Here is a 26,694-nt window from a genome sequence, read left to right as displayed (position 1 = left end):
AGCATTACAAATGCGGGTTGACAAAGGCAGTGGCGTATATGACATATTACTGTCCAAAAGGGCCACATTGAGTGCTGTTCGACTGCTTACAGCGCCATACTGTCCAGGGTGGGTTAATGAATGATCAAAGTAGTCGTGGCTGGCTTCGACGGCTGTCTCGCGTCAGCACTCACTGGCGCCGCAGACGTTTTCAGGCTGGCTGGTGTCACCTGGGAGCGTCTCCATGGGGAGATCTCCAAACACCTGTTCGAGGTGCAGATTGCGTCCGTGGGCGGTGAGGACATTCACTGTACCAGCGGCATCGTCATCAAGCCGCATATGGCCTTGGAGCATATCGAGGCCTGCGATCTCGTCCTCGTGCCGACCATTGGCGGCCGGCTCGATCGAGTGCTCGCCAGTTCCGGTGAGGTCGCGGCTCACCTCAGGCGGCTGGCCGCCGGTGGCAGTGACCTGGCCAGCAATGATACCGGCGCATTTCTTCTGGCAGAGTCAGGCTTGCTGGACGGTCGCAAGGCCACGACACACTGGGGTTTTACCGCTGAATTCCGCGCCCGATATCCGCAGGTCAGGCTACAGACGGAGAAGCTCATTACTACGGATGGGCAGGTCTTCTGTGCTGGCGGCGGCAGTGCCTGGCTCGATCTGGTCTTCTTCCTCATCGAGCGCTATCACGGCTACGAAATAGCGCGGACGACGGCGCGGGTGTTCGTATTCGATTATGGCCGCAACAATCAGTCGGCGTACAGCAGCCTTCAAGCGCGATTCAACCACAGGGATGAGCCGGTCTCAGTCGCACAGGCCTACATTCAGTCGCACTATGCCGAGCCGATACTCGTCACATCGCTGGCGGCACTGGTCAATCTGTCGGAACGAACATTCAAGCGACGCTTCAAACAGGCGACGGGGCTGCCGCCGAGAAGCTATTTGCAGAAAGTGAGAATCGACAGTGCCAGACGCCTGCTCGAGCGCAGCAGGGAAAACGTTGATCAGATCGCGCTGAGTGTTGGCTATAGCGAGAGCGCATCGTTCAACCGCCTGTTCAAGCGCGAAGTCGGCATGTCGCCAGGACACTATCGGTCCAAGTTTTCCCGCACAGTGTAATCGCGCTTGTCATCCGCCTTGAGATCATCGTAGGGGTCGATGTCTTCCACAGCTGGCTTCGACCGCTTACCGCCGAAAATCTTCTGTTTCTTCAGTGATCGGAAAGGATTAAAGCGACGCTTTTTCTTCGGCGGCGTGTAGTGCTCGACCTCGGGTTCGTCGAGCAGAAGGAGGGACTCTTCCTCGATGTTGACGTTGGTTGAACTGTCTCTGCCGACGAGCGGCCTGGGGTTGGCGACTTTTGGTGTAGCAGATTTAACGGCCGCAGGTGAGACAGGTTTCGGGGCGGAAGATTTCGCCGAGGGAGACCTGGCACTATCTGCCGACCTGGTAGGCCGAACCTCCGCCTCCGGCAAGGGTGAACGTGCGATATGCAATGAAAACTCGGCTTCGATCTGACGCTCATCCAGCTGCTCGCTGATGGCCTGCTCAAGCTGCTTGTAGACTTCCTTGGTGATGAGCACCGGTGCGACCTTGGAGCCGAAGCGGCCCAGCATTGACTCGCGGCGGGCGACCGCCAGCGGATCCGTCAAGGCGATCTTGATGTAGTAATCGGTGGGTCTGAGCTTGTGTCGTCGCTCAGACCGATGGGCCACCTCTGCATCTACCTCACGCAAGGCACGCTCGCGTTGCTCGTGCAAGAGGATAAGAAGGTAACCACAGCCTGCTACCGCAGGCAGTGTAATCAGAAGAAAAAGCCAGTAGAGCATCGCTGCTTCATGTTTCCTTGAAGAGACAGTGACCTGTCAGAGGCCAACGATGATACCGGCTTCAGCGATCCCAGCAAGTCTTATTGTCGCCTTCAGTGACCCCTTTGGCACCAATACTGTTGATCGAGAGCCCGTCGCACTTGTCGTCGAGTTGGCCTGCCTTGGCGTTGGCTGTGAGTGTGTAGGTGACCGCATTGCCGGCTGAAGCAGCCGGAGAGTTGCTGACGGAAATATCGTAGTGTTCGTTGAAATTAAGCGTACTCGACGCTGCGGGCGCCGAATAACCAAGCTCCTTCACCGTCCGCGCATAGCTACCACTGCGCGAGAAAAACTTCTCCTGCGCCGTAGCCATCCGCAGCAACTCAGCTTTCGCATCGGCGCGATGTGATTTCATCACGCTGTCGCGATAGGCCGGGTACGCCACCGCGGCAAGGATGCCGACGATGGCGACTACGATCATCAGTTCTATCAGGGTGAAGCCTTTTGACTGGCGCATGTGAGTGCTCCTGCTAGCGTGTGTAAGCATTCATGGTTGTTTCATCCTTGACGACCGAAGCCGAAACAATCAGGCGCTCTCCTCTGGAGACTGCCGCCTTGAAAAGCACGGTGTCTCCTACCTCCAGCACCATCATGAGCGGAACTGGCTTACCTCGGACCACGACAGCGACAGTGGGATCGACCTGGAGCGTCTCATCGAGAATCGTAATGGTGTTCTTCGCGACGTCGATTGCGTTGACGATACCGCCCGCTTCCGATATTTCCTCTGCAACTGCCACCGACGACATCAATAAGGTCAGGGCGAGGGCTAGAGAGGCACTGCCAAGTCTGGTCACAATAGAAATGTACGTTTTCATCGCAGTTGTCTCCATGTCTGTCTGCCGTCATTGGCACCGAATTCGGTCTTTGTGATTTCGACACCGTTGGCAGTGGTTCGAACGATGTTCTGCCCCAGGATATTGAAACCACCAGTATTGGCAATCTTGACGGCAGCCAGGTTGTTACCTGAACCGTAGGCTGCGTCGTCGGCGTTGTAGTCGCCGTTGTTGATCATGCCGTCATTATTCAGGTCGAACTGCCGGACTTTCGGCGGACCGCCCGCTGCACTGAGACCGAAAATATAATTCTCGAGGCCGCTTTCACAAAGCGAGAGCAAGGGCGTCGAGGACATGAAGAAGACGACGGGTTCGCCCCCGGTGCCGCGAACGATCGGGTTGGTCATCATCATCTCACCACGGTTGATCGGGTCAGCCGCCGTCGCTTTTCCGGTACCGTCGTCGGCATACTCCACAAAGTCCAGGAACCAGCCACGCTCGTTCACTACAGGCGCATCGTAGGGCGGGGTGTCGTCGTAGGTCAGCCACTCGACGGTTTCTGTAGTCAGCCGTTTGATAGTGTTTTTAAGGATTATCGGCTCCCCCTCAACATCTGCTACGTACTCCTGCTCCTCGAACACCAGAAGCTTCTGCTGCTGCAGGTCATCTCTGTCGAACGTGCCGTTTACCTTGGTTTTGTCGAGCACCGACCTGTCCCACACTGAGTAGAAGCTGTTCACCTGAACCAGATCAAGCTCACCATCGTCCTCTTCAATGTACTTACCCGTACCGAAGGTGACAAGATAGCTGTCTCCGAAGGGGTGCAGCGCAAGCTGGGGACGAGTGGTGATCGACTGTCTATCACCATTGGGGGCCATAGCGGTGAATAATGGCTTGTTTTCTGCCAATTTCCAGTTAGCGAGCGCAGTACCATTCGTACGTGGATGCACAGTTGACGTCCCCATGATGGCCTCTTTCGTGGATACCGCAGTGTTGATCAAATCGAAGCGCCACAGCTTGCCGTGCAGATCACCCGCGTAGACCGAATCGACGATGAGATCACCGTTGACGTCTGCCAACAATGGCTCCGCCATTCCATTTGGATCGGTGGGCGTGCCAACGCCTGTATCGAACGCCTTGATCGTTTCTCCAGTCAGCGCATTCAACACCAGCAGTTGCGAGCGATCCCCGTCGCTTTTATAGCCATTTCCGATGACCACACCCCATTTGCCATTGTGCAGGCGTCCAATTTGAGCCTTGCCATAAACATGACCGAGGTTTGGCCGAACGGTGGAGTTCAAAGCCTTCGTGCCACTAATCTCCCACATGAGCTTGACTTCATCAGGATCGGTAACATCCAGGGCGTACACCGAGCGACCACCAGCGCGGAGGCTCCCAATGAGTATGGTTCGCCACTTTGTACTGCTGGCCGGATCGTAGACGTCAAACGAGTTGAGTTCGCCGTCGACGAAGGGTTCGTGCTTGTATCCTATAGCCGTTAGTTTATTGAGCTTCGGCACGATCTCAGAAGGAACGAAGGCAAAGATCTCTACCCCCGTATTGGCATCGAAGGCATGCAGCATGCCGTCGTTGGCACCGACGTATACCATCGGCCGACGTTCAGCCTGCAAAGTCTTGAAGACCTCATAGCTATTGGGATCTGTACGCGAAAAGCCCTCAGTCTTGTCCAGGTTAAGCGAAGACGGCGCACCGACATAGAGTGGCGCCGAATAAACGATATCACCAAGAACCTTGCGGCTCGCGCCCTGCCCCCTTGATCGGAAGCGAATATCTTCCATTGCGTCACTACCACGCAACCACGTCACGCGATCGGCACCGAACGCGTCGGCTTCGCCGAGCGAGTTCAGACTTAACTGAGCCTGCTGGGCAGCTGTGAGGTTTGCATATTCAAAGTCGACGAGAACGCCTGCAGTATTGGCTATCTTAATTTCACGTGAATGTGGCGTTCGGCTCGCCAATTGGGCACCAGCCGACCAGCTAGGCGTTTCAGCGACTTTAAGTGTTCCATTTTCGTCCGCAGTCAAAGCAAAGGCTCGCAGATCACCACTCCAGTTTTCGGAGTTAAAGTTCGCGGCGTATGCGAAGTCTGCACCCTCTACGACGGCTGAATCAGACGCCGGTGCTGCCGCTGTAGCTGTTCGGTCCTGTATACCCTGAAGCACGGCCCGAAACGCTTCAACAAGCGTATTTGGATCATCGGCGCTGAAGAACTTGCCACGACCATTGATGGCGGCGTGCCAGAGGTCGTAGGGGTTATTGCCGCTATTGTTGGAAGCGCTCGGCCAGGTTTTGGCTCCGCTGACCAATGCTGAGTAGTCGCCACCGAAGGTATCGCCATTGAAGTCAGGATCGTTCAGTACGGCACTGAAGCCCAGGCCGACAGTAAAAGTCGTCATATGCTGCCAATGCGCTGAATCATTTTTAGGATTCCAGAAAATTTCTGCCTGAGTACCGCTCTTTGCTGTCAGATAGACAGGCACTTTGTCTGCCATATCGGGCTGGGCGTCGTTGTACCATTGCGAAAAGACAATGTCGGCGACAGTATTCGACGCGGAGTCCTTGAACGGGCCGATAGGCGTATAGTTTTGAGCTCCAAACTCTGACGCCGGTGAGACCGGAGGCATCGTTTGAGCAGTGTTATCCACATTGCCGTAGTCGGTCGCAAGACTGCCGTTCCACAAACCATCCGTAAAAAGCATGTGGTACGACGGCCGACATTCAATCAAAGGCGTTTCGGTTGTACCTGGCTGGAAGGCGTACGCACTGTTCTTTCCAGTTCTTGTCAGCTCGGCGCCGGCTCTTACCACCGCTGACCGCAGCGGTGTACCACCCGAGGCGGGCGCGATACTTAACCAGTTATAGAAACCATCTCGGTGAGCCCCATTGAAGGGACGCAGGCGGCTATCGACGTCTGTACCAGTCCAGCCTTCGCAGTCGTTGTTAAAACCATTGCACTTGTTGAGCGCCTGAAAAGCCAGCCGTGCGGTGTCGCCGACTGCTTCGAAGGCAAGTGAAGCCGCACTCGCTGCTGCAAAGACGCGAGTACGATAGAAGGAGAACCAATTGGCAAAGTTCTGCCTGGATTCTGCTGCAGTCTTACCAGATTCGCTGCCGACCTTAACATACCTATAACAATCGTTATCCGAGATCACATCGGTCGTGCATTTAGATGGGTCGTAACGATAGTAATAAGCATGCTGGCCCAATCCTGCAGTATCGGGCCGCTCGTCTCCGCCTGCGCCAAAGTCATCCCGGGGATGAAGGATGATTTCAGTTGAAAGGCTGTAGGAATAGTCTCTGCCCTTGCTTGTAGACGGCGTATAGACGAAGGTCGGGAAGTAATTGTTGGAGAGGTTTGTCGTGTCAGCAGTACCGTCACTGTTTACGTCGGGCCTGAAACCATTGACGTAGGCATTGGTGAAGGAGGTTGCGTAACTGCTGCCGTCGGCCTTCTTAGGCGCCACATAATTAATATCAGGGTTATAGAACTGCAGGTTCCAGTCCGGGGATGCAAACTTGCGCTGAATAAAGAGCCAGTTTTTCTTGCTGCAACCATCGGGTCTGCAGAGCCTTTCGTTGGAAGTTTCATAACCATTAACGCGGTCATCTGGCGTATAGGCAAAAGCCATGGAGCCTGAATCGTCCAGAGTGACGAATATGTTTGGCTCCACGCTGTTTTTGACGAACAGCGGCACTGTGGCCAGATTCAATGGCGCAGCGTAGGTCTGAGTCGCCGGCCCCAGCAGTAGCAGCGACGCAAGCCCATAAGCACCACTTTTCCGAGCCGAACTGATAACAATCTTCAAGGTTTCATTCAACATACATCACCTCACCCTGCCCTGGCGGAAACGCCAGACGCGGTAGCAAATCAAAGAATTTTTACGTAGCGGCTTTCGACTGTTGAGGTTGTATCCTCACGCCATTCGGTGGTCTCCGCGTTGTCTGAACGTAAGCCAGCCGCCGTACTGACTACCGAGTAATAGTGCGGCCCTACGCCGGCTGCAGCCGTTTGTGGGTCGGTCACCGCTACGCCGAAGCTGAGGTCTTCACTGCCGAGGTCGAAGCCATCGTACACAAGCATGCCTCTTGGCTGCTGCGATACCTTGGCCAGCACGTGAATGGCGGGATCTGTGTAGTCGTAGCCAACTGCCTGGTTGGTCCACCAGGTCCAATCGTCAAGGTTAGTCTCCCAATCCTTTTCACCTTCTACCCAGACCACAGGTTCTGAGCCGCCACAGAGCGGGGGTAATGCGCAATCGCCTACCAGTTTGGCGGGTGGGTTGCCGACCTGTGCAGTCAGATAACGCTCCAGCCGTCGAAGCATGGACTCACCAGCCTCGACCGACATGCCTTTGTCTCGCATGTTCAGCAGCATGCGCTCTTCCAGCGTCGTTTCTTCCATTCCCAGTACGGCAATGACCGTCATCACCAGCAGCATGACTAGCGCAGCAATGAGCGCAACACCTTGCTCAGCTGGCCGGCGAATATCTTTCATAAGCTTGACGTTCCTGTAAGTCATGGTCCTCTCCTACAGCACGATGTTCTTGAGCGCGATGGTCTGCGTAGCGACACGATAAATGCGTGCATCCGCTGCAGTAGTGTCTGCCGCAGCATCGAGTGGAAAACGGAAAACCTGTGGCGTGGTATTGATGTTACCCGGCGCCACGGCCAGAACGTCAAAACGCAGACTGACGATCTTCTTCCAGTCACTGTTTGCCGGCGCTGTTACATACTTGTCAGCCACACGATCGTTGTTGCTGTCGATGCCATAGCGAAGTGAGAAATCTTCAATATCACTGACGAGGGGGTAGGCTGTCCCACCATCTCTGCCACATACCAATTCGTTAGTAGCGGCATTGTAGTAGATTCTCTCGACAACCGGCTCGGTGTAGCCGGCTGCGTCATAATTAGCTGCATTGCCAATCTTGGCACCAGTGCAATCCACGTCGTCAGACACGACCTCCTGATAACGGATGCAGATGCCCATACCTGTTTTCGAAGCAGCGATCACCTGCCCTGGGTCGAAGGTGGCACAATGTGTTGACGCGCCTTTCTGCTTGAACACGAACATTTTCGTGGTCTGGGGCAACTGCCGGAAGCCGGTTTTCTCGAGAATGTCTTCAAGAAAGCTCACCGAGAAGCGGGAATTTTCCTGCACCTGAGACTGAGCCTGCTGAAAGGTATAGGTGTCTTTCTTGGCCAGCATCACTTGCACCACACCTGTCAGCAGCAGTGAGCTGACGAGAATCGCTATCATCAATTCGACCAGTGAAAGGCCGTTCTGTCTGTAGTTCATCATTTCAGCTCCTAAGGCTCGAAACTGGTGACATAGGTCTGGAGAGTCGCAGCGGGATCAGCATTCTGCCGGTCCAGCAGGGTCGACTCTGACCAGCTGAAGGCTATTTTCACCGCACTGCCAAGACCATCACAGGCCGCAGTGTCGGGCGTGGCGTCAAGACAGATCACTGCACTTTTAGTCAGCTCGGCAGTCGTGACCGGCAGGACCTGCTTGAGGCTTTCAGACCATTGGATAAGATCATTGGTGGCCATCTCATTCTCCGTACAACCGGTATCGGTGTAGCAGGCAGCGACCAGATCACCGACATCGGGAAAGCCAACTTCTGCGGCTTTGCCATAGTTATCGAGGTTCGGACGCCCCTGATTGTCGAGGATGGCGTCCCGGTTGGCCCGGATACGTTCCATGAGATCGTTGGTCAACATCATCGCGTGGGTATTGAGGTTCGAATTCGTGGTGGACTGCAGACTCACCATCTGCAGGCTGGCAATACCAAGAATACCTACCGACAGCACCATCAGCGCGATGAGCACTTCAAGCAGCGTCATGCCTGACTGTCTACCGGTAATGGGAAAGCCGGAAGTTTGCTGGAACATTGGGAGGGTTCTCCTAAAGCAGTTGGCACTGATCATGGCGTGCAGGTCGTGGCTGGTCCGGTACTGACGCGACCGGTTCTCGAAAGACTGATCATTCGGCCATGATCCTTGCCCCGGTCGTCACACACCGCGAAAGTCATCGTCGATGTATGCGACAGCATTCCATTCGGTCGAAACGCAATATGCATGGAAGCAGAGTTGACAGAGCGAATTTCGAGATCGCCATCAAACGCATCGCGATCACGCAATTGCTGATCTTCGGCCGCCACGAAAGCAGTCCCGCCGTCGTTCTTGGCGCGGCTATCACGGTAAATCGTCCAGCCGTTGCTCCAGACGCGTGGGGTCCCGCCTTTTCTCTGGAGGTTCACAGCCCAGTTCAAACGAATGGCTTCGCTGCGCGCGTAATTGAGTTGCGACACAAAGGAATTGGTTGCCGTTGTAATGCGGTTATTCTTGATCATCGCCTGGAAAGACGGCACACCTACAGTCAGCAGGATGGCCGAGATGGCCAGCACGATCATCAGCTCTAGCAGCGTAAAACCCTGTTGTCTCGACGTCATAGGACGTAGCCCCGATATGTTTATATATCAGGAAGCCTAGTACCTCGTTCAATTTGCAACCACAGCCATCGGACGAACGGCAGGATTGAGCAGACGAACGGTAGTTAAATGCACCTTTTCCCAGGCACTAGCTATGCAAAGCGGCCTACCCCTGAACAGTGCGACGCCTATAACGCCTGCTTCACCCTTTCCAGATCTGCCAGAAATTCTTTGTACGCCGACTGCCTGCCTTGCTCAGGCAGTCGTAACAGGTAGGACGGATGGACGGTCGCAAACACCTGCCGGCCATCATGAGAAATCCAGCGACCCCGCACATCGAGCAGGCGGGTTTTGTCCCCTAAAACCCGTTTTGTAGCGGTTGCGCCCAGGCAGAGAATGTAGCTCGGATTGACCAGATCCATTTCGGCATCCAGCCAGCCTGAACAAGCGGACACCTCCCGTGCCGAAGGACTTGCGTGCAGACGCCGCTTCCCGCCCTCCTTCCATTTGAAGTGCTTGACGGCATTAGTGAGATAACATTCACCAAGATCGAGTCCTACCGCCTCCAAGGCGTCTCTGAGTAGATTGCCTGCAGGCCCCACAAACGGCTCGCCCTGCAGATCCTCCTTGTCGCCCGGTTGTTCACCAACAATCATCAACGATGCGTTGCTGGCACCACAGCCCGGAACTGCCTGCGTTGCCCGCTCGTAAAGGGGACAGGCTCGACAACCCTGGACCAATTCGCGCAACTTCTCGATCGACCTGGCATCCTGAATGGCTGCTGTATTATGCGTGTCGGTAATCCTGAGTGGTTCCCTTGCGCTCACCTTGTGCCTGAGCTCATCTTGTTTGGTTCTCACAGATGAGGACCGTTTGCGAAGTGCTTCTGCATCCAGCGTATCTGCACTCAACATGGCATCTACTGTTTGAGTCGAGCCACTGACCAATGCCGAAATCAAGGCCGCTTCAGGCATATTTTTCCAATAATGCTTCGGCATCTCGCTCTGCATCAATGCCGTATTTGTTCGCGCCGGATTAAAGGTCTTGGCGTAGTAGGTAAGCCACATTGACTCAAACGCGTCTTCGCCGCGCTCAAGAGCTGCTCGAACAGTAGATTGTGGCTCGCCCGCCACGAAGCTTACGTGACCGCCTTCGTGGTGAGCTGCACCGTCTGGCGTAAAAATACTCCAGTGCATATTCGGGAAGCGGCGAGCGAAGAAGGGTGCGGTCAGTGGCAGCACCAGATGCAGGGGCTCGAACCAGGCAGCCCAATGCGCTCTGGCTAGCCTTGGATCAGCCGGCTCAGCGAGATCGAGTGCTTCAGGCGAAACGCTGCCGAGCGGCGTGAAGCGAAGAAACGCTTTCATTTTGTGGGCGGCACGGTGCACGACCTGGGCACGTTTTCTCAGCTCATCGACATCAGGATCAATAGTGAATTCCAACAGATCCCGCTCGCCGTGCACCAGCCTCCACAGTACTCGATACAGTAGCGCCCATTTATCGCCAGAACGGTGGCACGCGACCTTCTGAGCGACAGTCATAAACCTGGACGGAACGCGAGCGCGGGACTCATGATCGGACATCAGCGGCGTGCTATCCCATAGCGATTGCTGCTGACTATCCTCCCAGTTGACGGCTTCCGGCGGAACGCGCGCGTTCAATAATTCTCGCGCTCGCTCCCGCCACTGCTCAAACGTTGAGATACTCGACATGGTTCATCCGGCTCCGTAAAGACGCTCACATGATGAAGTCACCAGCTAACCGAACAGCGCTAATTGCTCTCCAACACCACTTGGCGCCAGAGAGGCTTGCCGAGGAGGCGGTAAAAACGACGCCTTGAGCGTTAGTGAATCAACCAGCGTGGAAGCGGGACGATAATCCTGCGCGACAATGAAAGGCCGTACTTTCTTGAGCGACACACGCATCTTTGCCAGATCATTCAGGCGGAGCGCATGAAAGCGTCGGCTTGTCAGAATTCGCTCCACCGATCTGGTGCCTATGCCAGGAATGCGCAAGAGCCAATATCGAGAGGCACGATTGATATCGACTGGAAAATGCTGACGGTTCCTCAGTGCCCAGGATAGCTTCGGGTCGATATCCAGTTCCAACTCACCCGATTCCGGAGGCACAATTTCCTCAACTCGAAACTGGTAGAATCGCAAGAGCCAGTCAGCCTGATATAAGCGGTTTTCCCGCACCAGTGGCGGCGGCTTGACGGGCAACTGCCGCGAAGCATGGGGGATGGGACTGAATGCAGAGTAATAAACGCGCTTCAGGTCGTAGGCATGATAGAGATTTGAACTGGTAGAGAGAATATCGATATCGTTTGAAGAGTCAGCCCCGATGATCATCTGTGTGCTCTGCCCTGCAGGCACGAATCGCTCCAACTTCACGCGCCGAGAACCACCATGTTTCTGCTTTGCCGAATTCTCTTCCCTGGTGTCATCCCGTTTTAGCCGCACTTTCGCCATGGCGGAACGGATCTGATGCAGGTCTTTCTCGGGCGCAAATTGCTGAAGCGACTCTTGCCTGGGCAGTTCGATATTGATACTCAGCCGATCAGCGTATTTTCCGGCCTCATCTATAAGATGCTGGGACGCCTCGGGGATGGATTTGAGATGGATGTATCCGTGAAACCCCTCCTCCTCCCGAAGCTTTTTGGCCACCTCCAGCATCTGTTCCATCGTGTAGTCAGCGGACTGGATAATGCCGGAACTGAGAAACAGGCCTTCAATATAGTTCCGCTTGTAAAACGAAACTGTCAGCTGAACCACCTCATCTACCGTGAAACGGGCTCGAGCGACATTGCTTGAACTGCGATTTACACAATAGCTGCATTCGTAGATGCAGAAATTGGTGAGCAGAATTTTCAACAAAGATATACAGCGGCCGTCCGGGGTATAGCTATGGCATATACCCATACCTTCCGTCGAGCCGAAACCTTTACCCTTGCCGGCAGCTTTCTTGCCTGCGCCACTACTTGAACAGGACACATCGTATTTCGCCGCATCAGCCAATATTGCCAGCTTTTGAATCAGCTCCATTCACAGATACTCGCACTTTTCGCACACTACTGTATTCTTGTACAGTATCCACCTAATGTAAAGGCGTTCAAGCTAAAGTGACAAGATCGGGGAAGTCTTTTCATCATCTCGGCGTTCTTTCTGATAGACTTTGCCAGGTATATTCTTTGCAGCCGCGCCTAGACAGCCGGCATATCAAGCCCATTCAATCGTAGCTATTGTCCATGACAGACGAAACAACGAGTGCCGAGAAGCCCGCCCACCGCGGCGGCATGCTGCAGAACCTGCTCTTCAATATCATTATTCCGGTCATCATCCTCTCGAAGTTCAGTGGTGAGGATTCGCTCGGCCCAATGGTGAGCATCGTGGTCGCCCTGGCCTTCCCTATCGGCTACGGCCTTTACGACTACAGCAAATCGCAGAAGACCAATTTCTTTTCGGTGCTGGGTATCATCAGCGTCTTTCTGACGGGTGGCATGAGCCTGCTGAAGCTGGATCCTGAATACATCGCGATCAAGGAAGCCGCCATTCCGGCCCTGATCGGACTGGCCGTGCTGATCTCCCAGAAAACGAAGTTCCCACTGGTGAAGATCTTTCTGTTCAACGACCAGATCATGCAGGTAGACAAGCTGCATCAGATATTGGCGGAGAATGGCAAGGAAGAGGAATTCCAGGGAAAACTGTGGAACGTGGCCTCTATCGTGGCAGGCTCGTTTTTCCTGTCAGCGATACTGAATTACATGCTGGCGAAAATCGTACTGGTGAGCCCGCCAGGGACGTCAGCCTACAGTGAAGAACTGGGCAAGATGACCGCACTGAGTTTCCCTGTCATTGCCTTACCCAGCATGATCGTCCTGATGATAGGGCTCTGGTATCTGATCAAGCAGATCAAGCTACTGACCGGCCTCAAGCTTGACGATATTCTCAAGCAGCATTAAGACCTTTAACGCAGTCGGCCGCGGCCAAAACTGCTGACGCGTTCACTGCTCGCGCGCAGCACGCTCAGACTATGGGTTGTATGCAGGTGGCAGATGGCGATCGATAGGGCGTCGGCCGCATCGGCCTGAGGGGTGGCGTCGAGCCGCAGCACAGCTTGCACCATATGTTGCATCTGCGCCTTGGTCGCGGCGCCCGTGCCAGTCATGGCCTGCTTGACCTTGGTTGCCGAATATTCCCCGACTTCCAGCCCAGCTTCAGCCATAGCGAGAATAGCCGCGCCCCTGGCCTGCCCCAGCTTCAGCGCGCTATCGGCATTTTTCGCCATGAAGACCTTTTCGATGGCAGCAGTTTCCGGCTGGTACATCTGGATGACCTGTGCCACTGAACGAAACACACACTGCAGACGGGCTGCCAACGTATCGCCCTGCACTCTGATGCATCCACTCGCGACATACACCGGCTTGTTGTGCTGGGCCTGAATCAGGCCATAGCCGGTAATGCGCGAGCCGGGATCGATCCCGAGAATGATCACTGAACGTCGCTACTAAGCGCCTGGGACTTCTTTCGCACGCAGGCGAATCGATAGTTCCTTGAGGTGGCGATCTTCGACCTTGCCCGGCGCCTGGGTAAGCACACACATCGCACTCTGGGTCTTCGGAAATGCAATCACCTCACGGATCGATTGTGCACCCGTCATCAGCATGACCAGACGGTCCAGACCGAAGGCCAGACCACCGTGCGGCGGCGCACCGTATTTCAGGGCGTCGAGCAGGAAGCCGAACTTGTCAGCCGCTTCTTCTTCACCGATACCGAGAATCTCCAGCACCTTCTGCTGCATGGCGCGATCGTGGATACGAATCGACCCACCACCAAGCTCCGTGCCGTTCAGAACCATATCGTAGGCTCGGCTGAGTGCAGTGCCCGGGCTTTCTGCCAGCATTTCTGGTGAACAGGATGGTGCAGTGAACGGGTGATGCAGTGGCGTCCATGCGCCCTTGTCGGTTTTTTCGAACATCGGGAAGTCGACAACCCAGCATGGTGCCCAGGCTTTGGTATACAGATTTCGATCCTGGCCGATCTTCACACGAAGGGCGCCCAAAGCTTCATTGACGACAGTGGACTTGTCGGCACCAAAGAAAATCAGGTCGCCATTCTCTGCACCGGTGCGGCTGAAAATTTCGCTGATAGCCGCTTCAGGGATGTGCTTGACGATCGGCGACTGCAGGCCTTCAGCCCCGGCAGCCTTGTCGTTGACCTTGATATAGGCCAGACCACGCGCGCCATAGATGCCGACGAACTTGGTGTAGTCATCGATCTGCTTGCGGGACAGCTCGTTACCGGCCGGGATCTTCAGCGCAGCTACCCTGCCCTCAGGATCGTTTGCCGGACCAGAGAAGACCTTGAACTCGGCATCCTTGAGCAGATCCGCCACATCAACCAGTTCCAGCGGGATACGCAAATCCGGCTTGTCGCTGCCGTAGCGCTGCATGGCCTCGGCATAAGGCATGCGTGGGAACTCGCCGAGATCGACATCAAGCACGGTCTTGAACAGATCGACGATCATGGCCTGGGTCAGCTCAATGATTTCAAGCTCATTCATGAAGGAGGTTTCGATGTCCACCTGGGTGAACTCGGGCTGACGGTCGGCACGAAGGTCTTCGTCACGGAAGCACTTGGCGATCTGGTAATAACGATCGACGCCGGACATCATCAGCAACTGCTTGAACAGCTGTGGGCTCTGCGGCAGCGCAAAGAAGCTGCCGGGATGCGTGCGGCTTGGCACCAGATAATCACGCGCACCTTCAGGGGTGGCTCGGGTCAGTATCGGTGTTTCCACATCGATGAAGCCCTGCTGGTCGAGGAAGTTGCGAATAAAGGTCGAGACCTTTGAGCGCAGCCGCAGCTTGTCCAGCATTTCCGGACGTCGCAGATCGAGATAACGGTACTTTAGGCGGACTTCCTCGCCAACGTCGACATAGTCGTCGAGCGGGAATGGCGGCGTTTGCGCCGAACTCAACAACTCGACATTTTTCGCGAGCACTTCGACACGTCCTGTGGACATGTCCTTGTTCTCGGTACCGGCAGGTCGGGTACGCACACGACCAGTGATCGCCAGGACATATTCACTGCGTACTTTCTCAGCAAGCGAGAAGGCTTCGGCGGTGTCGGGATCGACCACGATCTGGGCGATGCCGTCGCGGTCACGCAGGTCGAGGAAGATAACGCCGCCGTGGTCGCGCCTGCGGTGAACCCAGCCGCAAAGGGTGACGGTTTCATCGACGTTGGATTCGGATATGGCACCACAGTAATGACTGCGGCTGAATTGACTTTGCATTGGAATGTCCCGTTCGCAGGCGCCGTTAAAAAGCGTGCTAGTATAAACGCTCCATGCGCCAATTGCAGTCCTGAGTTTGGAATTCGGAGCAGCTCGACACTAGAATGAGTGTAATAAGAACAACAAGCCCTGAAATGGAGCTAAAAATGCAGAAACCGCTCATCGTTCTTCTACCGGGCCTGTTCATGCCCATCAGCAGTTGGAGTCGGGAAACCCTGCGTCATCTGCGGCAGTTTGGCGACTGCGTCCCGCTATCGCTGCCGGGTCATTATCCCGAGCCCGCCCTGCAGGAAGGTCAGCACTACGACAAGGCCCTGGTACTGGAGTCGATCGATCGACAACTTGCCGAGCAACTGGAACCGGAGCAACTGGCCAGCCGGCCCGTCGTGCTCTTCGGGCATTCCACCGGCGCACTCACCGCCCTGTATTACGCCAGCCAGCGTCAGGATCTTGTATCAGCCGTTATCAGCATTGGTGGCACAGTGGATGGGCGCGAAGAAGAGAATGTCTATTACTGGAATCAACTCGGGACCCGATATCTGGGCACCCTAGGCCTGAAACTGACCAATTTTTCAACCTGGTTGGGTACCATGAACGCCGCGACTCACCGCCTGGTCATGAAAGCGGCCTTTCACAATCCTCATAAAGTACTGGCTGATGGCGACTTCGAAGCCGCAATGCCTGATTATTTTCCGGACCTGAGAAAATTCGACACCTCCACGGCCGGCAGAATTCTGCGAGACCTGTACCAGTTCGATGCCAAGCCTGAACTGACCCGGCTGCATTTGCCGGTTTGGGTATGCGCGGGTGAAGAAGACGATTTCGTGCCGGAGCGACGTACCCGTGAGCTTACGGACACGCTGCCCGAGGCGACACTTGATGTGATTCCAGACACAGGACATCTGCCCTTCGTCGAGGAAACTGAACGCTTCTTCCGCTCGATGAGGGTGTTCATGCAGCAGGTGGGGTTAGGCGTCTGGGCTGAAAATCAACCAGCGTTATCCGTGAGAGAAGCGATAGGCCCGGTGTCGTCGAGAGACAAGGCCGCCCTCAGATCAGCTACCCGCAAACTGAGCGCCTCTGGTTCGTAAGGTGTCGCAGGGAAGCGGCCCCAGACCGGACCAGGCCAGGCCTGATCGTCACTGAAGCGCACGATATGATGAATATGCAGCTGCGGAACAACGTTCCCAAGTGCTGCGACATTCATCTTTTCCCCTGAGAATAGACCCATCATCACTGTTGCCAGCAGACACGAGGTATCGTTGATCGAACATCGCTGAATGCGTGTGAGCTCATGCAGCTCAGTAGCATCGGCGACCATTGGAACAAGTAGGCACCATGGGTAGGCTGAATCATTCATCAGCCTGACCTCACAGATCCCTAACCTGCCCACGAGCACCGTATCGCGCTCGATACGATGATCGAGCTCGAACCCCTCAGCTGCAACGACTTCGGCAGACATGCTCAGGCGCCCTTAAATGAACTTCTGAACACTCAGACCACGACCCATGGCGTAATAGTCGAAACCCTTGCGAGCCATTCGCTCTGGATCGTAGAGGTTACGACCATCGAAGACCGCTGGTCGGGTCAGACTGTTTTTCATGACTTCGAAGTCAGGCGAGCGGAACTCTTTCCATTCAGTACAGATGAGCAATGCATCGGCACCTCTCAGACACTGCTCCTTGGTACCGCAGAGATCGAGGCTGTCCTGATCGGCATATATGCGCTGCGTTTCCTTCATTGCTTCAGGATCGTAGGCCTTCACTTTCGCGCCAGCTTCCCACAGCAACTCCATGAGCACCCGGCTTGAGGCTTCACGCATGTCATCAGTGTTGGGTTTGAACGACAGTCCCCAGACAGCGAAGGTCTTGCCCTTGAGGTCGCCATCGAAGTATTTGCTGACCTTTTCGAACAGCTTGGACTTCTGACGATAGTTGACTGACTCGACGGCCTTGAGGAGTTCTGAATCATAGCCCACCGAATCGGCGGTCATTACCAGAGCCTGCACATCCTTGGGAAAACATGAGCCGCCGTAGCCACAGCCCGGATAGATGAAGTGATAGCCGATACGTGGATCAGATCCGATGCCGCGTCGTACGTTCTCGATATCTGCCCCGAGTCTCTCGGCCAGGTTGGCCACTTCGTTCATGAAGCTGATCTTGGTCGCGAGCATGGCGTTGGCGGCATACTTGGTCAGCTCCGCAGAGCGGATGTCCATGGAGATGATACGATCGTGACTGCGATTGAAAGGCTCGTAGGCTTCACGAATAAGCTCGATAGGCTCGTCACTGTCAGCACCAATCACGATGCGATCCGGCTTCATGAAGTCGCCAACTGCGTCGCCTTCCTTGAGAAACTCAGGGTTGGACACGACATCGAAGCGCAGGTCACTGTTCCGTGACTGCAGCACTTCCTGAACAGCTTTCTTCACGCGATCGCCAGTGCCCACGGGCACGGTGGACTTGTCGATAATGACCTTATAGTCGTTCATGTGCTCGCCGATACTGCGAGCGACCATGAGCACATATTTGAGATCGGCCGACCCATCTTCATCAGGCGGCGTGCCCACGGCGATAAACTGCAGCTGGCCAAATTCCACGCCTTCTTTGGCGTCGGTAGTAAATTTGAGGCGGCCGGCTTCAAAGTTCGCCTGCACGATGGGCTCGAGGCCTGGCTCAAAAATGGGGATGATGCCGTTTTTCAGATTCTCGATCTTGGCCTTGTCGACGTCCACGCACATGACGTGATGGCCAACATCAGCCAGACAGGCACCTGTGACGAGACCGACGTAGCCAGTACCGAAGATAGTTATATTCATGATTCACTCCTTGTTTAAGACTTCCGGCCCTGCCAGATCTTTTCCCAATTCAGCGCTGAACGAACGATGGTCTCGAGTTCGGCATGATCCGGCTCCCAGCCAAGCACGGCTTTGATTCGGTCATTGGCCGCTACCAATGCGCCCGGATCGCCCGGACGGCGATCGACGAGTTCAACCGGAAAGTCTACGCCAGACAGCTTCTTCACCACGTCGACGACTTCCTTGACCGTGAAGCCTGTGCCATAGCCGCAGTTCAGTATGTTAGAGCCACCGCCAGCCGCCATATGGGCAAGCGCCATGATGTGCGCCTTCGCCAGGTCTTCGACATGGATGTAATCACGCACGCAGGTGCCGTCGCGGGTGTCATAATCAGTACCGAAGATCTTCATGCCATCGCGAACGCCATTGGCGCATTCGCAAGCCACTTTTATCAGGTGGGTGGCTTCTGGTGTAGCCTGTCCAATACGGCCCTCGAGGTCAGCGCCGGCCACGTTGAAATAGCGCAGAATGGTATAATTCAGTCCACTCGCCGCCGCGAAGTCCTGAATCATCTGCTCACTCATGAGCTTGGATGCGCCATAGGGATTGATGGGCTGCAGCGGGCTGGCTTCACTGATCACCGTCTCATCGGGCATACCGTAGACAGCTGCCGTGGACGAGAACACCAGTCGCGGAATCTTGTGCTTCTCGATGGCGCCGAGCAGGTTCAGCGTATTTCTGGTGTTATTGCGATAGTACTTCAGCGGGTTCTCAACTGACTCGGGGACCACGATATGCGCGGCGAAATGCAGCACGGCTTCGAAGTTCTGGCCCTCCATCAGGCGGTCGATCGCCTCTGGATCGCCGAGATCACCTTCTACAAGCTTGCCGCTCAGGATGGCCCAGGGATATCCGGTCGAGAGGTTGTCGAACACGGTAATATCGTGGCCAGCCTCACCTAGCTGACGCACTACATGGCTACCGATATAGCCAGCGCCGCCAGTTACTAAAACTTTCATGCTGTTTCACCTTAATAGACTTCAAAAAAATTCGTTCCCGCTATGGAGTCTGGTCGGCTACCGTACCCGATCGGCCAGCCTTCACAGCGGCTCTGCGTTCAGCAAAAAAAGTCTGCAATAGTTCGCGACTTTCATCGGCCTTTACGCCCTCGCACCATTCCAGCTGCCAGTTGAACGGAAAGTCACCCAGCAAATTGCCGTGACTCACCACTGCGCCAGACTTGGGCTCCCTCGTGGCAAAGACCAGGCGGGAGACTCGCGCATGAATCATCGCGCCCAGACACATCATGCAGGGTTCCAACGTTACGTAGAGTGTAGCAGGCGTCAGCCGATAGTTGCGGCGAGTCAGACCCGCCTCTCGCATCGCAGTCATTTCGGCGTGGGCGCTCGGGTCGCAGCGATCAATAGGCGCGTTCCAGCCCCTACCGATGACCTGCCCGCTTTTGTCATCGACCACGATCGCGCCGACTGGCACCTCGCCAGCGGCATAGGCTCGCTGGGCCTCTTCCATGGCCAGCGCCATCCACTTCTCGTCGTTCTCTTCTACGTCGGCCTGCGCCAGATGGCTCTGGTGTTGAGGCGCGTCGCTAGCGCCTACTCCCATTCAATCGTAGCCGGCGGCTTCGACGACACATCGTAGGTGACCCTGGAAATGCCCTTGATCTCGTTGATGATGCGGTTGGAAATGCGCTCGATCAGCTCATAAGGCAGATGTGCCCAGCGTGCGGTCATGAAGTCGATGGTCTCGACGGCTCTGAGCGCCACGACATATTCATAACGCCTGGCATCACCGACTACGCCGACTGACTTCACTGGCAGGAACACAACGAAAGCCTGTGCCACCTTGTGATACCAGTCGGCCGCATGCAGTTCCTCGATGAAGATGGCATCCGCCTGACGTAGCAGATCGGCATAGGTCTTCTTGACCTCGCCAAGTATACGCACGCCTAGGCCTGGCCCTGGGAACGGATGGCGATAGACCATGTCGTGAGGCAGGCCGAGCTCGACACCAATGCGGCGCACCTCATCCTTGAACAGCTCACGCAAGGGCTCGACCAGCTTCATGTTCATCCGCTCAGGCAGACCACCGACGTTGTGGTGGCTTTTGATGACGTGGGCTTTGCCAGTCTTGGCCGCTGCCGATTCAATGACGTCAGGATAGATAGTGCCCTGGGCGAGCCAGCTGACATCCTTGATTTTCGTCGCGTGCTCGTCGAAGACATCGATGAAGACCTTGCCGATGATCTTGCGCTTGGCTTCGGGATCGCTCACGCCCTCGAGGGCGTCGAGGAATTGAGCTTCTGCATCGGCGCGAATGACCTTGACGCCCATATTCTTCGCGAACATCTCCATGACCTGCTCGCCTTCGTGAAGGCGCAACAGACCATTGTCGACGAAGACACAGGTGAGCTGATCACCAATAGCCTTGTGCAGGAGCGCCGCGACTACCGATGAGTCGACGCCGCCGGATAAACCCAATAGCACTTTGTCGGTGCCAACGAGTTCACGCACCTGGGCGATCGCATCGTCGATGATCCGGCTGGCCGTCCAGAGACATTCGCAGCCGCAGATGTCCTTGACGAAGCGCTCGAGTATGCGCTGCCCCTGAATGGTATGGGTAACTTCAGGGTGAAACTGCACGCCATACCAGGGCTTCGAAATATGCTCCAGCGCAGCCACTGGCGCACTTGGCGTGGTTGCGGTCACGCGGAACTGGTCGCCCACATCGACGACCTTGTCGCCGTGACTCATCCAGACGTCGAGCAGCGTGCGACCATCAGGACCAACATGATCACGGATATCGGCCAGCAATCGCGAGGGCTCACCCAGTACTTCTACCTGAGCGTAGCCAAACTCATGCGCTTCGGCACCAGCGACCTTGCCGCCATTCTGCTCGGCCATGGTCTGAAGCCCGTAACAAATACCGAGCAGCGGCAGTGGCTGTTCATAAATGAAATCTGGCGCTCGGGGCGAGTCGAGCTGGGTGACAGACTCCGGCCCGCCGGCAAGAATGACGCCCTTTGGCGCAAACTCCTCAAACTCAGCCTGAGTAATATCGAAGGCACGAATTTCGCAAAAAACGCCGATCTCGCGAATGCGACGCGCGATGAGCTGGGTGTATTGACTGCCGAAATCGAGCACCAGTATCCGGTGCTCGTGAATATCCTTACCTGACTTATCAGCTGACACGGTAATTGGGTGCCTCTTTCGTAATGGTCACGTCGTGGACGTGGCTTTCGTTGATGCCCGCGGAGGTGATGCGGGTGAACTGCGGCACGGTGCGCATGGTCGGAATGTCAGCACAGCCCGTGTAGCCCATGGCCGAGCGAACTCCGCCCATCAGCTGGACGATGACGTTTGACAGCGGGCCCTTGCTCGCTACCCTGCCCTCGATGCCTTCCGGCACCAGTTTTTCGACGCCACTGCTGATGTCCTGGAAATAACGATCGCTCGAGCCCTGGGCCTGTGACATGGCGCCCAGTGAACCCATGCCCCGATAAGCCTTGTAGCTGCGACCCTGGAACAGCACGATCTCGCCAGGTGCTTCGTCAGTACCGGCCAACAGGCCACCAACCATCACGCTACTGGCACCGGCGACGATGGCCTTGGCGATATCACCAGAAAAACGAATGCCACCGTCGGCGATCACGGGGATATTCTTCTTTGACATCACTGCAGCGACGTTGGCCACAGCGGTAATCTGCGGCACGCCGATACCCGCTACGATACGTGTGGTACAAATGGAGCCAGGACCGATACCAACCTTGACGGCATCTGCGCCCGCATCAGCCAGCGCCAATGCAGCATCTGCCGTAGCGATATTGCCACCGATGATCTGCACGTCAGGAAAATTCTTCTTGATCCAGCGGACGCGATCGAGCACACCCTTGCTGTGACCGTGAGCGGTATCGACCACGACCACGTCAACGCCAGCGCCGACCAGGACGGAAATCCGATGCTCTGTGTCGCCACCAGTACCGACAGCCGCGCCTACGCGAAGACGACCCTGGTCGTCCTTGCAGGCAAAGGGAAAGTCTTCGGCTTTCTGAATATCCTTCAGCGTGATGAGACCGCGCAGCTTGAATTCATTGTTCACCACGAGCACTTTCTCGATCCGGTGCCGGTGCAACAGCGACATCACGGTCGCAGCATCAGCGCCTTCCTGAACGGTGACCAGCTTGTCCTTGCCAGTCATCAACTCGGACACCTTCTTGTTGAGATCGGTTTCGAAGCGGATATCACGCCGGGTCACGATGCCGACGAGTTCTTCGCCCTGCACGACCGGCAGGCCGGAAATCTTGTTCTCGAAAGTGATCTGGCGAACCTGGGCCACTGTGGTATCAGGCGAAACCGTGATAGGGTCCTTGATCACACCCGTTTCGAACTTCTTGACCTTGCGGACTTCTGCGGCTTGCCGCTCAGGCGTCATGTTCTTGTGTATGATACCGACGCCGCCTTCCTGGGCGAGCGCGATGGCCAGACCACTTTCCGTGACAGTGTCCATAGCCGAGGAAATCAGTGGAATCCGGAGGGTAATATCGCGAGTCAGCTGAGTGGAGAGATCGACATCCTTTGGCAGCACCTCAGAGTAACCTGGGAGCAGAAGAACATCGTCGAAGGTGAGAGATTCTTGCGCGAGTCGTAACATAGAGAATATCTTCGCTGGGAAATGGCGTGAGCGCTACGATCGAAAGCGGCCGCAGCTAGCAGGCGGGCGCATCAAGCGCATCGGGCACAGAGTCAATAGTGCCGGGTATTATATGTTACTGGTCTCAACAAACAAGCACGTGGAAACCAAGATCACAATATGTCCTTTTTAAATCCTGACGAGACTGCCGCGAGTCCTGGCAGCTCGGAACAGCAGCCACTCAGCGTTTCAGCCCTGAACCTCGCCGCGCGAATGCTGCTGGAAAACACTTTCGGACAGGTCTGGATCGTTGGTGAAATTTCAAACTTTATCTGCCCGGCCTCCGGTCACTGGTATTTTACGCTCAAGGACGATGCCGCACAGGTCCGCTGTGCCATGTTCCGCAACCGCAATACGAGCGTGCGCTGGAAGCCTGCGAACGGACAGTCAGTACTGATTTGCGCCCGCGCCAGCATTTATGAAAATCGTGGCGAATATCAGCTGGTGGCGAATGCCATGCTCGATGCTGGCGCAGGCTCGCTGCAGCAGGCCTTCGACCAGCTCAAGCGCAAGCTCGAGACAGAGGGCCTGTTCGACCCGCTCAGAAAGCGTGACATTCCGGCCATGCCTGCTGGGCTTGGCGTCGTGACGAGTGATACCGGTGCCGCATTGCATGACATCCTTCACGTGCTGAAACGACGCTGCCCATTGTTACCGGTCAAGGTTTTTGCCAGCACTGTTCAGGGCGATACGGCGGTCGGCGAGTTGATGGCCGCCCTGCACTGCGCGGACAGGGATCCGGAGGTTGAGCTGATTATCATTGGTCGTGGCGGCGGCTCTGCTGAAGATCTCTGGTGCTTCAATGACGAACGCCTCGCCAGAGCCATTGCCGCCTGCAACACCCCTGTGATCTCGGCGGTAGGCCACGAAACTGATGTCACCATCAGTGACTTGGTCGCGGATCTTCGGGCACCGACGCCTTCGGCGGCGGCTGAACATGCCAGCCCGGTCCAGGCTGACTGGCTGGTACGGGCGGCACAGCTCGATGCGCGCCAGAATCAGGCCATGAACCGGGTGCTGCGGCTCAGCAGCCAGGCCGTCAAGGCCCTGTGCAATCGACTGCAGCATCCGGGGCAAACCCTGGAGCGGCATTCGCAAACGCTTGACCAGCACCAGCTTCGACTAGAGTCTGCAATGGAACGGCTCATCTTCAGCCACAAACGTCATATGTCTCAGCTGAGCGCACGCTTCAACGCCATCGACCCGGCCAGGCCGTTACGCGAACGTCGGCAGCGTGTGGATGAGCTACTCGGCAGGCTGTCGCGCTGCGGGCAGCAGTCGCTGCAAAACAGTCGACAACAGTTTCTGGTGGCCGCACGCCAGCTCGAACAGCTCAGCCCCCTGGCCACCATGAATCGCGGTTATGCCATAGTGAGCACGGAAGCTGGCGGTGACGACGTCAGCAAGATGACGGATAGCGACGCCATGGAGACTCGCGGTATAGTCGGCGCCGTAGTGAGCTCGATCAAGCAGCTTGATCCCGGCGATCGCCTGACTGTGCGTCTGAAGGACGGCCAGGCCGAGTGCCTCGTAGAACATATAACCGATCCAGGCGGAGACTGACTATCCATGATTCCAATGCGCATTTTGCTCGCCCTCAGCTTTGCGAGCTTTCTCGCCGCTTGCACGACCAACCCGGTGACCGGGAAGAAACAGCTCGACCTCGTGTCAGAGTCCCAGGAGCTGGCAATTGGTCAGGAGCAGTATGAACCTGCCCAGCAATCACAAGGCGGTGCCTATACACTCGATCCTGAGCTCACCATGTATGTTCGGGGCGTCGGCGAAAAACTGGCAGCGGTCAGTGATCAGCCTGATCTGCCATACGAGTTCGTCGTGCTGAACAATGATGTGCCCAATGCCTGGGCCCTCCCCTCTGGCAAGATCGCCATCAACAGAGGCCTGCTCACCAAATTCGATAACGAGGCCCAGCTCGCCGCAGTTATCGGCCATGAGATCGTGCACGCAGCAGCGCGACATGGCGCCCAGCGCATGCAGAACAGTATGCTCGTGAGTGCCGGAATGGCTGGTCTCGGCCTGGCCATGAGCAATCAGGAGTATGGCCAGCTACTGGTTGGCGGCGCCGCACTTGGCTCGACACTGGCGTTGGCCAAGTACGGCCGTAACCATGAACTGGAGTCCGATCACTACGGCATGGAATACATGGTCAAGGCCGGGTATGACCCCCAGGCGGCCGTCGAGCTTCAGAAAATCTTTGTTGAACTCTCCGAGGGCAATAATCCATCGTGGATTCAGGGCATGTTCGCTACGCACCCGCCTTCACAGGACCGCGTGGAGGCTAACGCTGAACACGCCAAACAGCTGAAGTCCAGATTTCCCGAGGCTGACTATCGTGGCGAACAGGCATTCATGAAGGCTACCGCGAGGACCCGACGCGCTATTCCAGCCTACGAGGCCTATAACAAGGGCCTGAAGGCACTCAGCGAGGGCAACACCAGCGAAGCCATGACCCTGGCAGAGCAGGCCATCAAGATCGAACCCGAGGAAGGCAAGTTCCATCAGCTCAAGGGTGATGTGTACGCGAAGCTCGGAAATGAGAAGCTTGCGCTGCAAAACTATGACAAGGCGATTTCACTGAATCCGGAATATTTCGAGCCGCTACTCAAGCGAGGCCTGGTCCGCCAGGCCACGGGTCAGCTGGCTGGCGCTGAGCGAGACCTGCAGAAAGCGAATCAGCTACTCCCGACCTCGGTTGGGCACCTCGCTATGGGTGACATTTCGATGTCGAAGCAGCAGCCGCGTCAGGCCATCGAATACTACAAGGTGGCTGCTCAGGCCGAAGGCCGTACCGGCGATATCGCCAGATCCAGGCTGTCGCAGTTCCAGTAGACCCTCTAGACGCCGAGCGCCCGCAGCAGCTCGTCTCTGGCGAGTTGGGGGTCTTCCTGCATGAAGCAGTGTCCCCCTGGCAGCTCGTGAAAGGAAAAATGACTGTTCCGCTTTCCCGCCAGCCGTGCCGATTTGGCAACGAAAGGATAGGAACGCTCTCCATACAGTATCCGGGTCGGCGTTCTGGAACGCTTGATGGCGCTCCAAAGGCCGTAGGGTACGCTGTCAAAAATATCGGCTTCCAGCCAGGTTGGGCAGCGTAATTCCACTTCCGCGCTGCCATCCCGCTGTTTCAGCGCACCGAGTATGAAATCCTGCAGGCTCGCTTCGCACCAGCCCTTGTAGATACCCCGTCCGCGCAGACTGTCTGCAGCGTGGCTGAACGAAGCCCAGTGATCCCGTCGTTTCAGCGCTTTCTGACTAAACGGTGTTCGATACCAGGGCATTACCAGCTTCTGGACTCGAAGCAGGCGAAGCATCCAGGGCGTGAACAGTACTGGATCCAGTAACACCGCTCTGCTGAACAGGGTGGGATTACGGCTGCACAGCAAGGTTGTGAGAACACCGCCAAAACTGTGTCCTACAGCGTAGCGAGTGACATCGCCGTATTGGGCAGCCACCGACTCGATAACAGCTGTCGCCAGCGCTGCATTGCCATTCCAGCCGAGGAAATGCCTGCCCGCTTCCGACTCACCGTGCCCCTGCAGGTCTGTGAAAATGCAGTCGAACGGCGCCTCCTGCCCATCATTGTCACACACCAGAGGTGCCAGCATCTGCCAGTACACGGATGCGCAGAAACCATTGCCATGAAGAAAATGCAGCAGAGGCCGGCCTCGCACCGGCGATCGCCAGCCTCTGATGACCAGCGGCTGCTCCAGACCTTTCAACTCGCCCTTCGCGAACATCTGTTCGAACTGAATGAGTCCACTGTCGTGGATCGGGTGGTACGCAGAGTCGACCGACGCCTCCAT

General features: G+C 56.1%; 24 protein-coding genes. 5 read left to right on the top strand and 19 right to left on the bottom strand.

What is annotated here, in order from left to right; translation table 11 throughout:
- The first annotated feature begins 120 nt into the window (after positions 1 to 120).
- Positions 121 to 1,101: a GlxA family transcriptional regulator gene (locus ABD735_RS03870; RefSeq protein WP_344803459.1), complete on the top strand. Its 981-nt coding sequence runs from the start codon at positions 121 to 123 to the stop codon at positions 1,099 to 1,101.
- Here ABD735_RS03870 and ABD735_RS03865 read toward each other — a convergent pair.
- From ABD735_RS03865 to ABD735_RS03820, 10 genes are all read right to left on the bottom strand, one after another.
- On the bottom strand, positions 1,071 to 1,811 hold the full coding sequence (locus ABD735_RS03865) for a hypothetical protein (protein ID WP_344803457.1): 741 nt from the start codon (positions 1,809 to 1,811) through the stop codon (positions 1,071 to 1,073). The two genes, ABD735_RS03870 and ABD735_RS03865, sit on opposite strands and share 31 nt — an antisense overlap.
- 61 nt (positions 1,812 to 1,872) lie before the next feature.
- Positions 1,873 to 2,307, bottom strand: coding sequence for a type IV pilin protein (locus ABD735_RS03860; protein WP_344803455.1), 435 nt, complete (start codon positions 2,305 to 2,307; stop codon positions 1,873 to 1,875).
- Positions 2,308 to 2,320: 13 nt separating this feature from the next.
- On the bottom strand, positions 2,321 to 2,665 hold the full coding sequence (locus ABD735_RS03855; protein ID WP_344803453.1) for a hypothetical protein: 345 nt from the start codon (positions 2,663 to 2,665) through the stop codon (positions 2,321 to 2,323).
- Positions 2,662 to 6,465 carry a pilus assembly protein gene (locus tag ABD735_RS03850; protein ID WP_344803451.1) on the bottom strand — a complete coding sequence of 1,268 codons (3,804 nt, stop codon included), beginning with the start codon at positions 6,463 to 6,465 and terminating at the stop codon, positions 2,662 to 2,664. The genes ABD735_RS03855 and ABD735_RS03850 overlap by 4 nt, the downstream gene beginning before the upstream one ends.
- Before the next feature lie 47 nt (positions 6,466 to 6,512).
- Positions 6,513 to 7,163 carry a pilus assembly PilX family protein gene (locus ABD735_RS03845; RefSeq protein WP_344803449.1) on the bottom strand — a complete coding sequence of 217 codons (651 nt, stop codon included), beginning with the start codon at positions 7,161 to 7,163 and terminating at the stop codon, positions 6,513 to 6,515.
- A 9-nt stretch (positions 7,164 to 7,172) separates the two neighbouring features.
- Positions 7,173 to 7,943, bottom strand: a complete 771-nt coding sequence (locus tag ABD735_RS03840) for a PilW family protein (RefSeq protein WP_344803447.1) — start codon at positions 7,941 to 7,943, stop codon at positions 7,173 to 7,175.
- An 8-nt stretch (positions 7,944 to 7,951) separates the two neighbouring features.
- Complete coding sequence (pilV, locus tag ABD735_RS03835; RefSeq protein ID WP_344803445.1) at positions 7,952 to 8,536, bottom strand: type IV pilus modification protein PilV; 585 nt, start codon at positions 8,534 to 8,536, stop codon at positions 7,952 to 7,954.
- A gap of 32 nt (positions 8,537 to 8,568) precedes the next feature.
- Positions 8,569 to 9,096 (bottom strand): GspH/FimT family pseudopilin, encoded by a 528-nt coding sequence (locus ABD735_RS03830; RefSeq protein ID WP_344803443.1) that lies wholly within the window; start codon positions 9,094 to 9,096, stop codon positions 8,569 to 8,571.
- 167 nt (positions 9,097 to 9,263) lie between these two features.
- Positions 9,264 to 10,787, bottom strand: coding sequence for a UdgX family uracil-DNA binding protein (locus tag ABD735_RS03825; protein WP_344803441.1), 1,524 nt, complete (start codon positions 10,785 to 10,787; stop codon positions 9,264 to 9,266).
- Between the two features lie 45 nt (positions 10,788 to 10,832).
- Positions 10,833 to 12,119: a putative DNA modification/repair radical SAM protein gene (locus ABD735_RS03820; RefSeq protein ID WP_344803439.1), complete on the bottom strand. Its 1,287-nt coding sequence runs from the start codon at positions 12,117 to 12,119 to the stop codon at positions 10,833 to 10,835.
- A gap of 203 nt (positions 12,120 to 12,322) precedes the next feature.
- Here ABD735_RS03820 and ABD735_RS03815 point away from each other — a divergent pair, with 203 nt between their 5' ends.
- Positions 12,323 to 13,036, top strand: coding sequence for a VC0807 family protein (locus tag ABD735_RS03815; RefSeq protein WP_344803437.1), 714 nt, complete (start codon positions 12,323 to 12,325; stop codon positions 13,034 to 13,036).
- Positions 13,037 to 13,041: 5 nt separating this feature from the next.
- On the opposite strand, the gene ruvC is transcribed toward ABD735_RS03815, so the two are convergent.
- Both ruvC and aspS read right to left on the bottom strand, forming a co-directional pair.
- A complete protein-coding gene (gene ruvC, locus ABD735_RS03810; RefSeq protein ID WP_344803435.1) occupies positions 13,042 to 13,569 on the bottom strand; it encodes a crossover junction endodeoxyribonuclease RuvC in 528 nt (175 codons plus the stop codon).
- A gap of 12 nt (positions 13,570 to 13,581) precedes the next feature.
- A complete protein-coding gene (gene aspS / locus ABD735_RS03805) occupies positions 13,582 to 15,372 on the bottom strand; it encodes an aspartate--tRNA ligase (protein ID WP_344803433.1) in 1,791 nt (596 codons plus the stop codon).
- Positions 15,373 to 15,518: 146 nt separating this feature from the next.
- Between aspS and ABD735_RS03800 the strand changes: the two genes are divergently transcribed.
- Positions 15,519 to 16,463 carry an alpha/beta fold hydrolase gene (locus ABD735_RS03800; RefSeq protein ID WP_344803431.1) on the top strand — a complete coding sequence of 315 codons (945 nt, stop codon included), beginning with the start codon at positions 15,519 to 15,521 and terminating at the stop codon, positions 16,461 to 16,463.
- Here ABD735_RS03800 and ABD735_RS03795 read toward each other — a convergent pair.
- Genes ABD735_RS03795 through guaB form a run of 6 tightly spaced genes read right to left on the bottom strand, consistent with a single transcriptional unit; the run spans position 16,361 to position 22,837 of the window.
- Complete coding sequence (locus ABD735_RS03795; protein WP_344803429.1) at positions 16,361 to 16,834, bottom strand: HIT domain-containing protein; 474 nt, start codon at positions 16,832 to 16,834, stop codon at positions 16,361 to 16,363. The genes ABD735_RS03800 and ABD735_RS03795 overlap by 103 nt on opposite strands.
- A gap of 12 nt (positions 16,835 to 16,846) precedes the next feature.
- Positions 16,847 to 18,190 (bottom strand): UDP-glucose dehydrogenase family protein, encoded by a 1,344-nt coding sequence (locus ABD735_RS03790; protein WP_344803427.1) that lies wholly within the window; start codon positions 18,188 to 18,190, stop codon positions 16,847 to 16,849.
- A 14-nt stretch (positions 18,191 to 18,204) separates the two neighbouring features.
- Complete coding sequence (gene galE, locus ABD735_RS03785) at positions 18,205 to 19,188, bottom strand: UDP-glucose 4-epimerase GalE (protein ID WP_344803425.1); 984 nt, start codon at positions 19,186 to 19,188, stop codon at positions 18,205 to 18,207.
- A 40-nt stretch (positions 19,189 to 19,228) separates the two neighbouring features.
- On the bottom strand, positions 19,229 to 19,792 hold the full coding sequence (gene tadA / locus ABD735_RS03780; RefSeq protein WP_344803423.1) for a tRNA adenosine(34) deaminase TadA: 564 nt from the start codon (positions 19,790 to 19,792) through the stop codon (positions 19,229 to 19,231).
- Complete coding sequence (guaA, locus tag ABD735_RS03775; protein WP_344803421.1) at positions 19,783 to 21,378, bottom strand: glutamine-hydrolyzing GMP synthase; 1,596 nt, start codon at positions 21,376 to 21,378, stop codon at positions 19,783 to 19,785. The genes tadA and guaA overlap by 10 nt, the downstream gene beginning before the upstream one ends.
- The gene (gene guaB, locus ABD735_RS03770; protein WP_344803419.1) at positions 21,368 to 22,837 is read right to left on the bottom strand and encodes an IMP dehydrogenase; all 1,470 of its coding nucleotides are present in this window, start codon (positions 22,835 to 22,837) and stop codon (positions 21,368 to 21,370) included. The genes guaA and guaB overlap by 11 nt, the downstream gene beginning before the upstream one ends.
- A 159-nt stretch (positions 22,838 to 22,996) precedes the next feature.
- Between guaB and xseA the strand changes: the two genes are divergently transcribed.
- Entirely contained in the window at positions 22,997 to 24,439 is a 1,443-nt protein-coding gene (xseA, locus tag ABD735_RS03765; RefSeq protein WP_344803417.1) for an exodeoxyribonuclease VII large subunit, read from the top strand.
- Positions 24,440 to 24,445: 6 nt separating this feature from the next.
- Positions 24,446 to 25,723 (top strand): M48 family metalloprotease, encoded by a 1,278-nt coding sequence (locus tag ABD735_RS03760; protein WP_344803415.1) that lies wholly within the window; start codon positions 24,446 to 24,448, stop codon positions 25,721 to 25,723.
- 5 nt (positions 25,724 to 25,728) lie between these two features.
- On the opposite strand, the gene ABD735_RS03755 is transcribed toward ABD735_RS03760, so the two are convergent.
- Positions 25,729 to 26,694: an alpha/beta fold hydrolase gene (locus tag ABD735_RS03755; RefSeq protein WP_344803805.1), complete on the bottom strand. Its 966-nt coding sequence runs from the start codon at positions 26,692 to 26,694 to the stop codon at positions 25,729 to 25,731.

The sequence above is a fragment of the Allohahella marinimesophila genome (genome assembly GCF_039538005.1).
GTDB classification, from domain to species: domain Bacteria; phylum Pseudomonadota; class Gammaproteobacteria; order Pseudomonadales; family Oleiphilaceae; genus Allohahella; species Allohahella marinimesophila.
This window is presented reverse-complemented; position numbering and strand designations above follow the sequence as displayed.

What these genes read in the sequence shown, in the direction of transcription:
- ABD735_RS03870 (WP_344803459.1), top strand. Translation starts at nt 121, where the DNA reads ATGATCAAAGTAGTCGTGGCTGGCTTCGACGGCTGTCTCGCGTCAGCA.
- ABD735_RS03865 (WP_344803457.1), bottom strand. Translation starts at nt 1,811, where the DNA reads ATGCTCTACTGGCTTTTTCTTCTGATTACACTGCCTGCGGTAGCAGGC.
- ABD735_RS03860 (WP_344803455.1), bottom strand. Translation starts at nt 2,307, where the DNA reads ATGCGCCAGTCAAAAGGCTTCACCCTGATAGAACTGATGATCGTAGTC.
- ABD735_RS03855 (WP_344803453.1), bottom strand. Translation starts at nt 2,665, where the DNA reads ATGAAAACGTACATTTCTATTGTGACCAGACTTGGCAGTGCCTCTCTA.
- ABD735_RS03850 (WP_344803451.1), bottom strand. Translation starts at nt 6,465, where the DNA reads ATGTTGAATGAAACCTTGAAGATTGTTATCAGTTCGGCTCGGAAAAGT.
- ABD735_RS03845 (WP_344803449.1), bottom strand. Translation starts at nt 7,163, where the DNA reads ATGACTTACAGGAACGTCAAGCTTATGAAAGATATTCGCCGGCCAGCT.
- ABD735_RS03840 (WP_344803447.1), bottom strand. Translation starts at nt 7,943, where the DNA reads ATGATGAACTACAGACAGAACGGCCTTTCACTGGTCGAATTGATGATA.
- pilV (WP_344803445.1), bottom strand. Translation starts at nt 8,536, where the DNA reads ATGTTCCAGCAAACTTCCGGCTTTCCCATTACCGGTAGACAGTCAGGC.
- ABD735_RS03830 (WP_344803443.1), bottom strand. Translation starts at nt 9,096, where the DNA reads ATGACGTCGAGACAACAGGGTTTTACGCTGCTAGAGCTGATGATCGTG.
- ABD735_RS03825 (WP_344803441.1), bottom strand. Translation starts at nt 10,787, where the DNA reads ATGTCGAGTATCTCAACGTTTGAGCAGTGGCGGGAGCGAGCGCGAGAA.
- ABD735_RS03820 (WP_344803439.1), bottom strand. Translation starts at nt 12,119, where the DNA reads ATGGAGCTGATTCAAAAGCTGGCAATATTGGCTGATGCGGCGAAATAC.
- ABD735_RS03815 (WP_344803437.1), top strand. Translation starts at nt 12,323, where the DNA reads ATGACAGACGAAACAACGAGTGCCGAGAAGCCCGCCCACCGCGGCGGC.
- aspS (WP_344803433.1), bottom strand. Translation starts at nt 15,372, where the DNA reads ATGCAAAGTCAATTCAGCCGCAGTCATTACTGTGGTGCCATATCCGAA.
- ABD735_RS03800 (WP_344803431.1), top strand. Translation starts at nt 15,519, where the DNA reads ATGCAGAAACCGCTCATCGTTCTTCTACCGGGCCTGTTCATGCCCATC.
- ABD735_RS03795 (WP_344803429.1), bottom strand. Translation starts at nt 16,834, where the DNA reads ATGTCTGCCGAAGTCGTTGCAGCTGAGGGGTTCGAGCTCGATCATCGT.
- ABD735_RS03790 (WP_344803427.1), bottom strand. Translation starts at nt 18,190, where the DNA reads ATGAATATAACTATCTTCGGTACTGGCTACGTCGGTCTCGTCACAGGT.
- galE (WP_344803425.1), bottom strand. Translation starts at nt 19,188, where the DNA reads ATGAAAGTTTTAGTAACTGGCGGCGCTGGCTATATCGGTAGCCATGTA.
- tadA (WP_344803423.1), bottom strand. Translation starts at nt 19,792, where the DNA reads ATGGGAGTAGGCGCTAGCGACGCGCCTCAACACCAGAGCCATCTGGCG.
- guaB (WP_344803419.1), bottom strand. Translation starts at nt 22,837, where the DNA reads ATGTTACGACTCGCGCAAGAATCTCTCACCTTCGACGATGTTCTTCTG.
- xseA (WP_344803417.1), top strand. Translation starts at nt 22,997, where the DNA reads ATGTCCTTTTTAAATCCTGACGAGACTGCCGCGAGTCCTGGCAGCTCG.
- ABD735_RS03760 (WP_344803415.1), top strand. Translation starts at nt 24,446, where the DNA reads ATGATTCCAATGCGCATTTTGCTCGCCCTCAGCTTTGCGAGCTTTCTC.
- ABD735_RS03755 (WP_344803805.1), bottom strand. Translation starts at nt 26,694, where the DNA reads ATGGAGGCGTCGGTCGACTCTGCGTACCACCCGATCCACGACAGTGGA.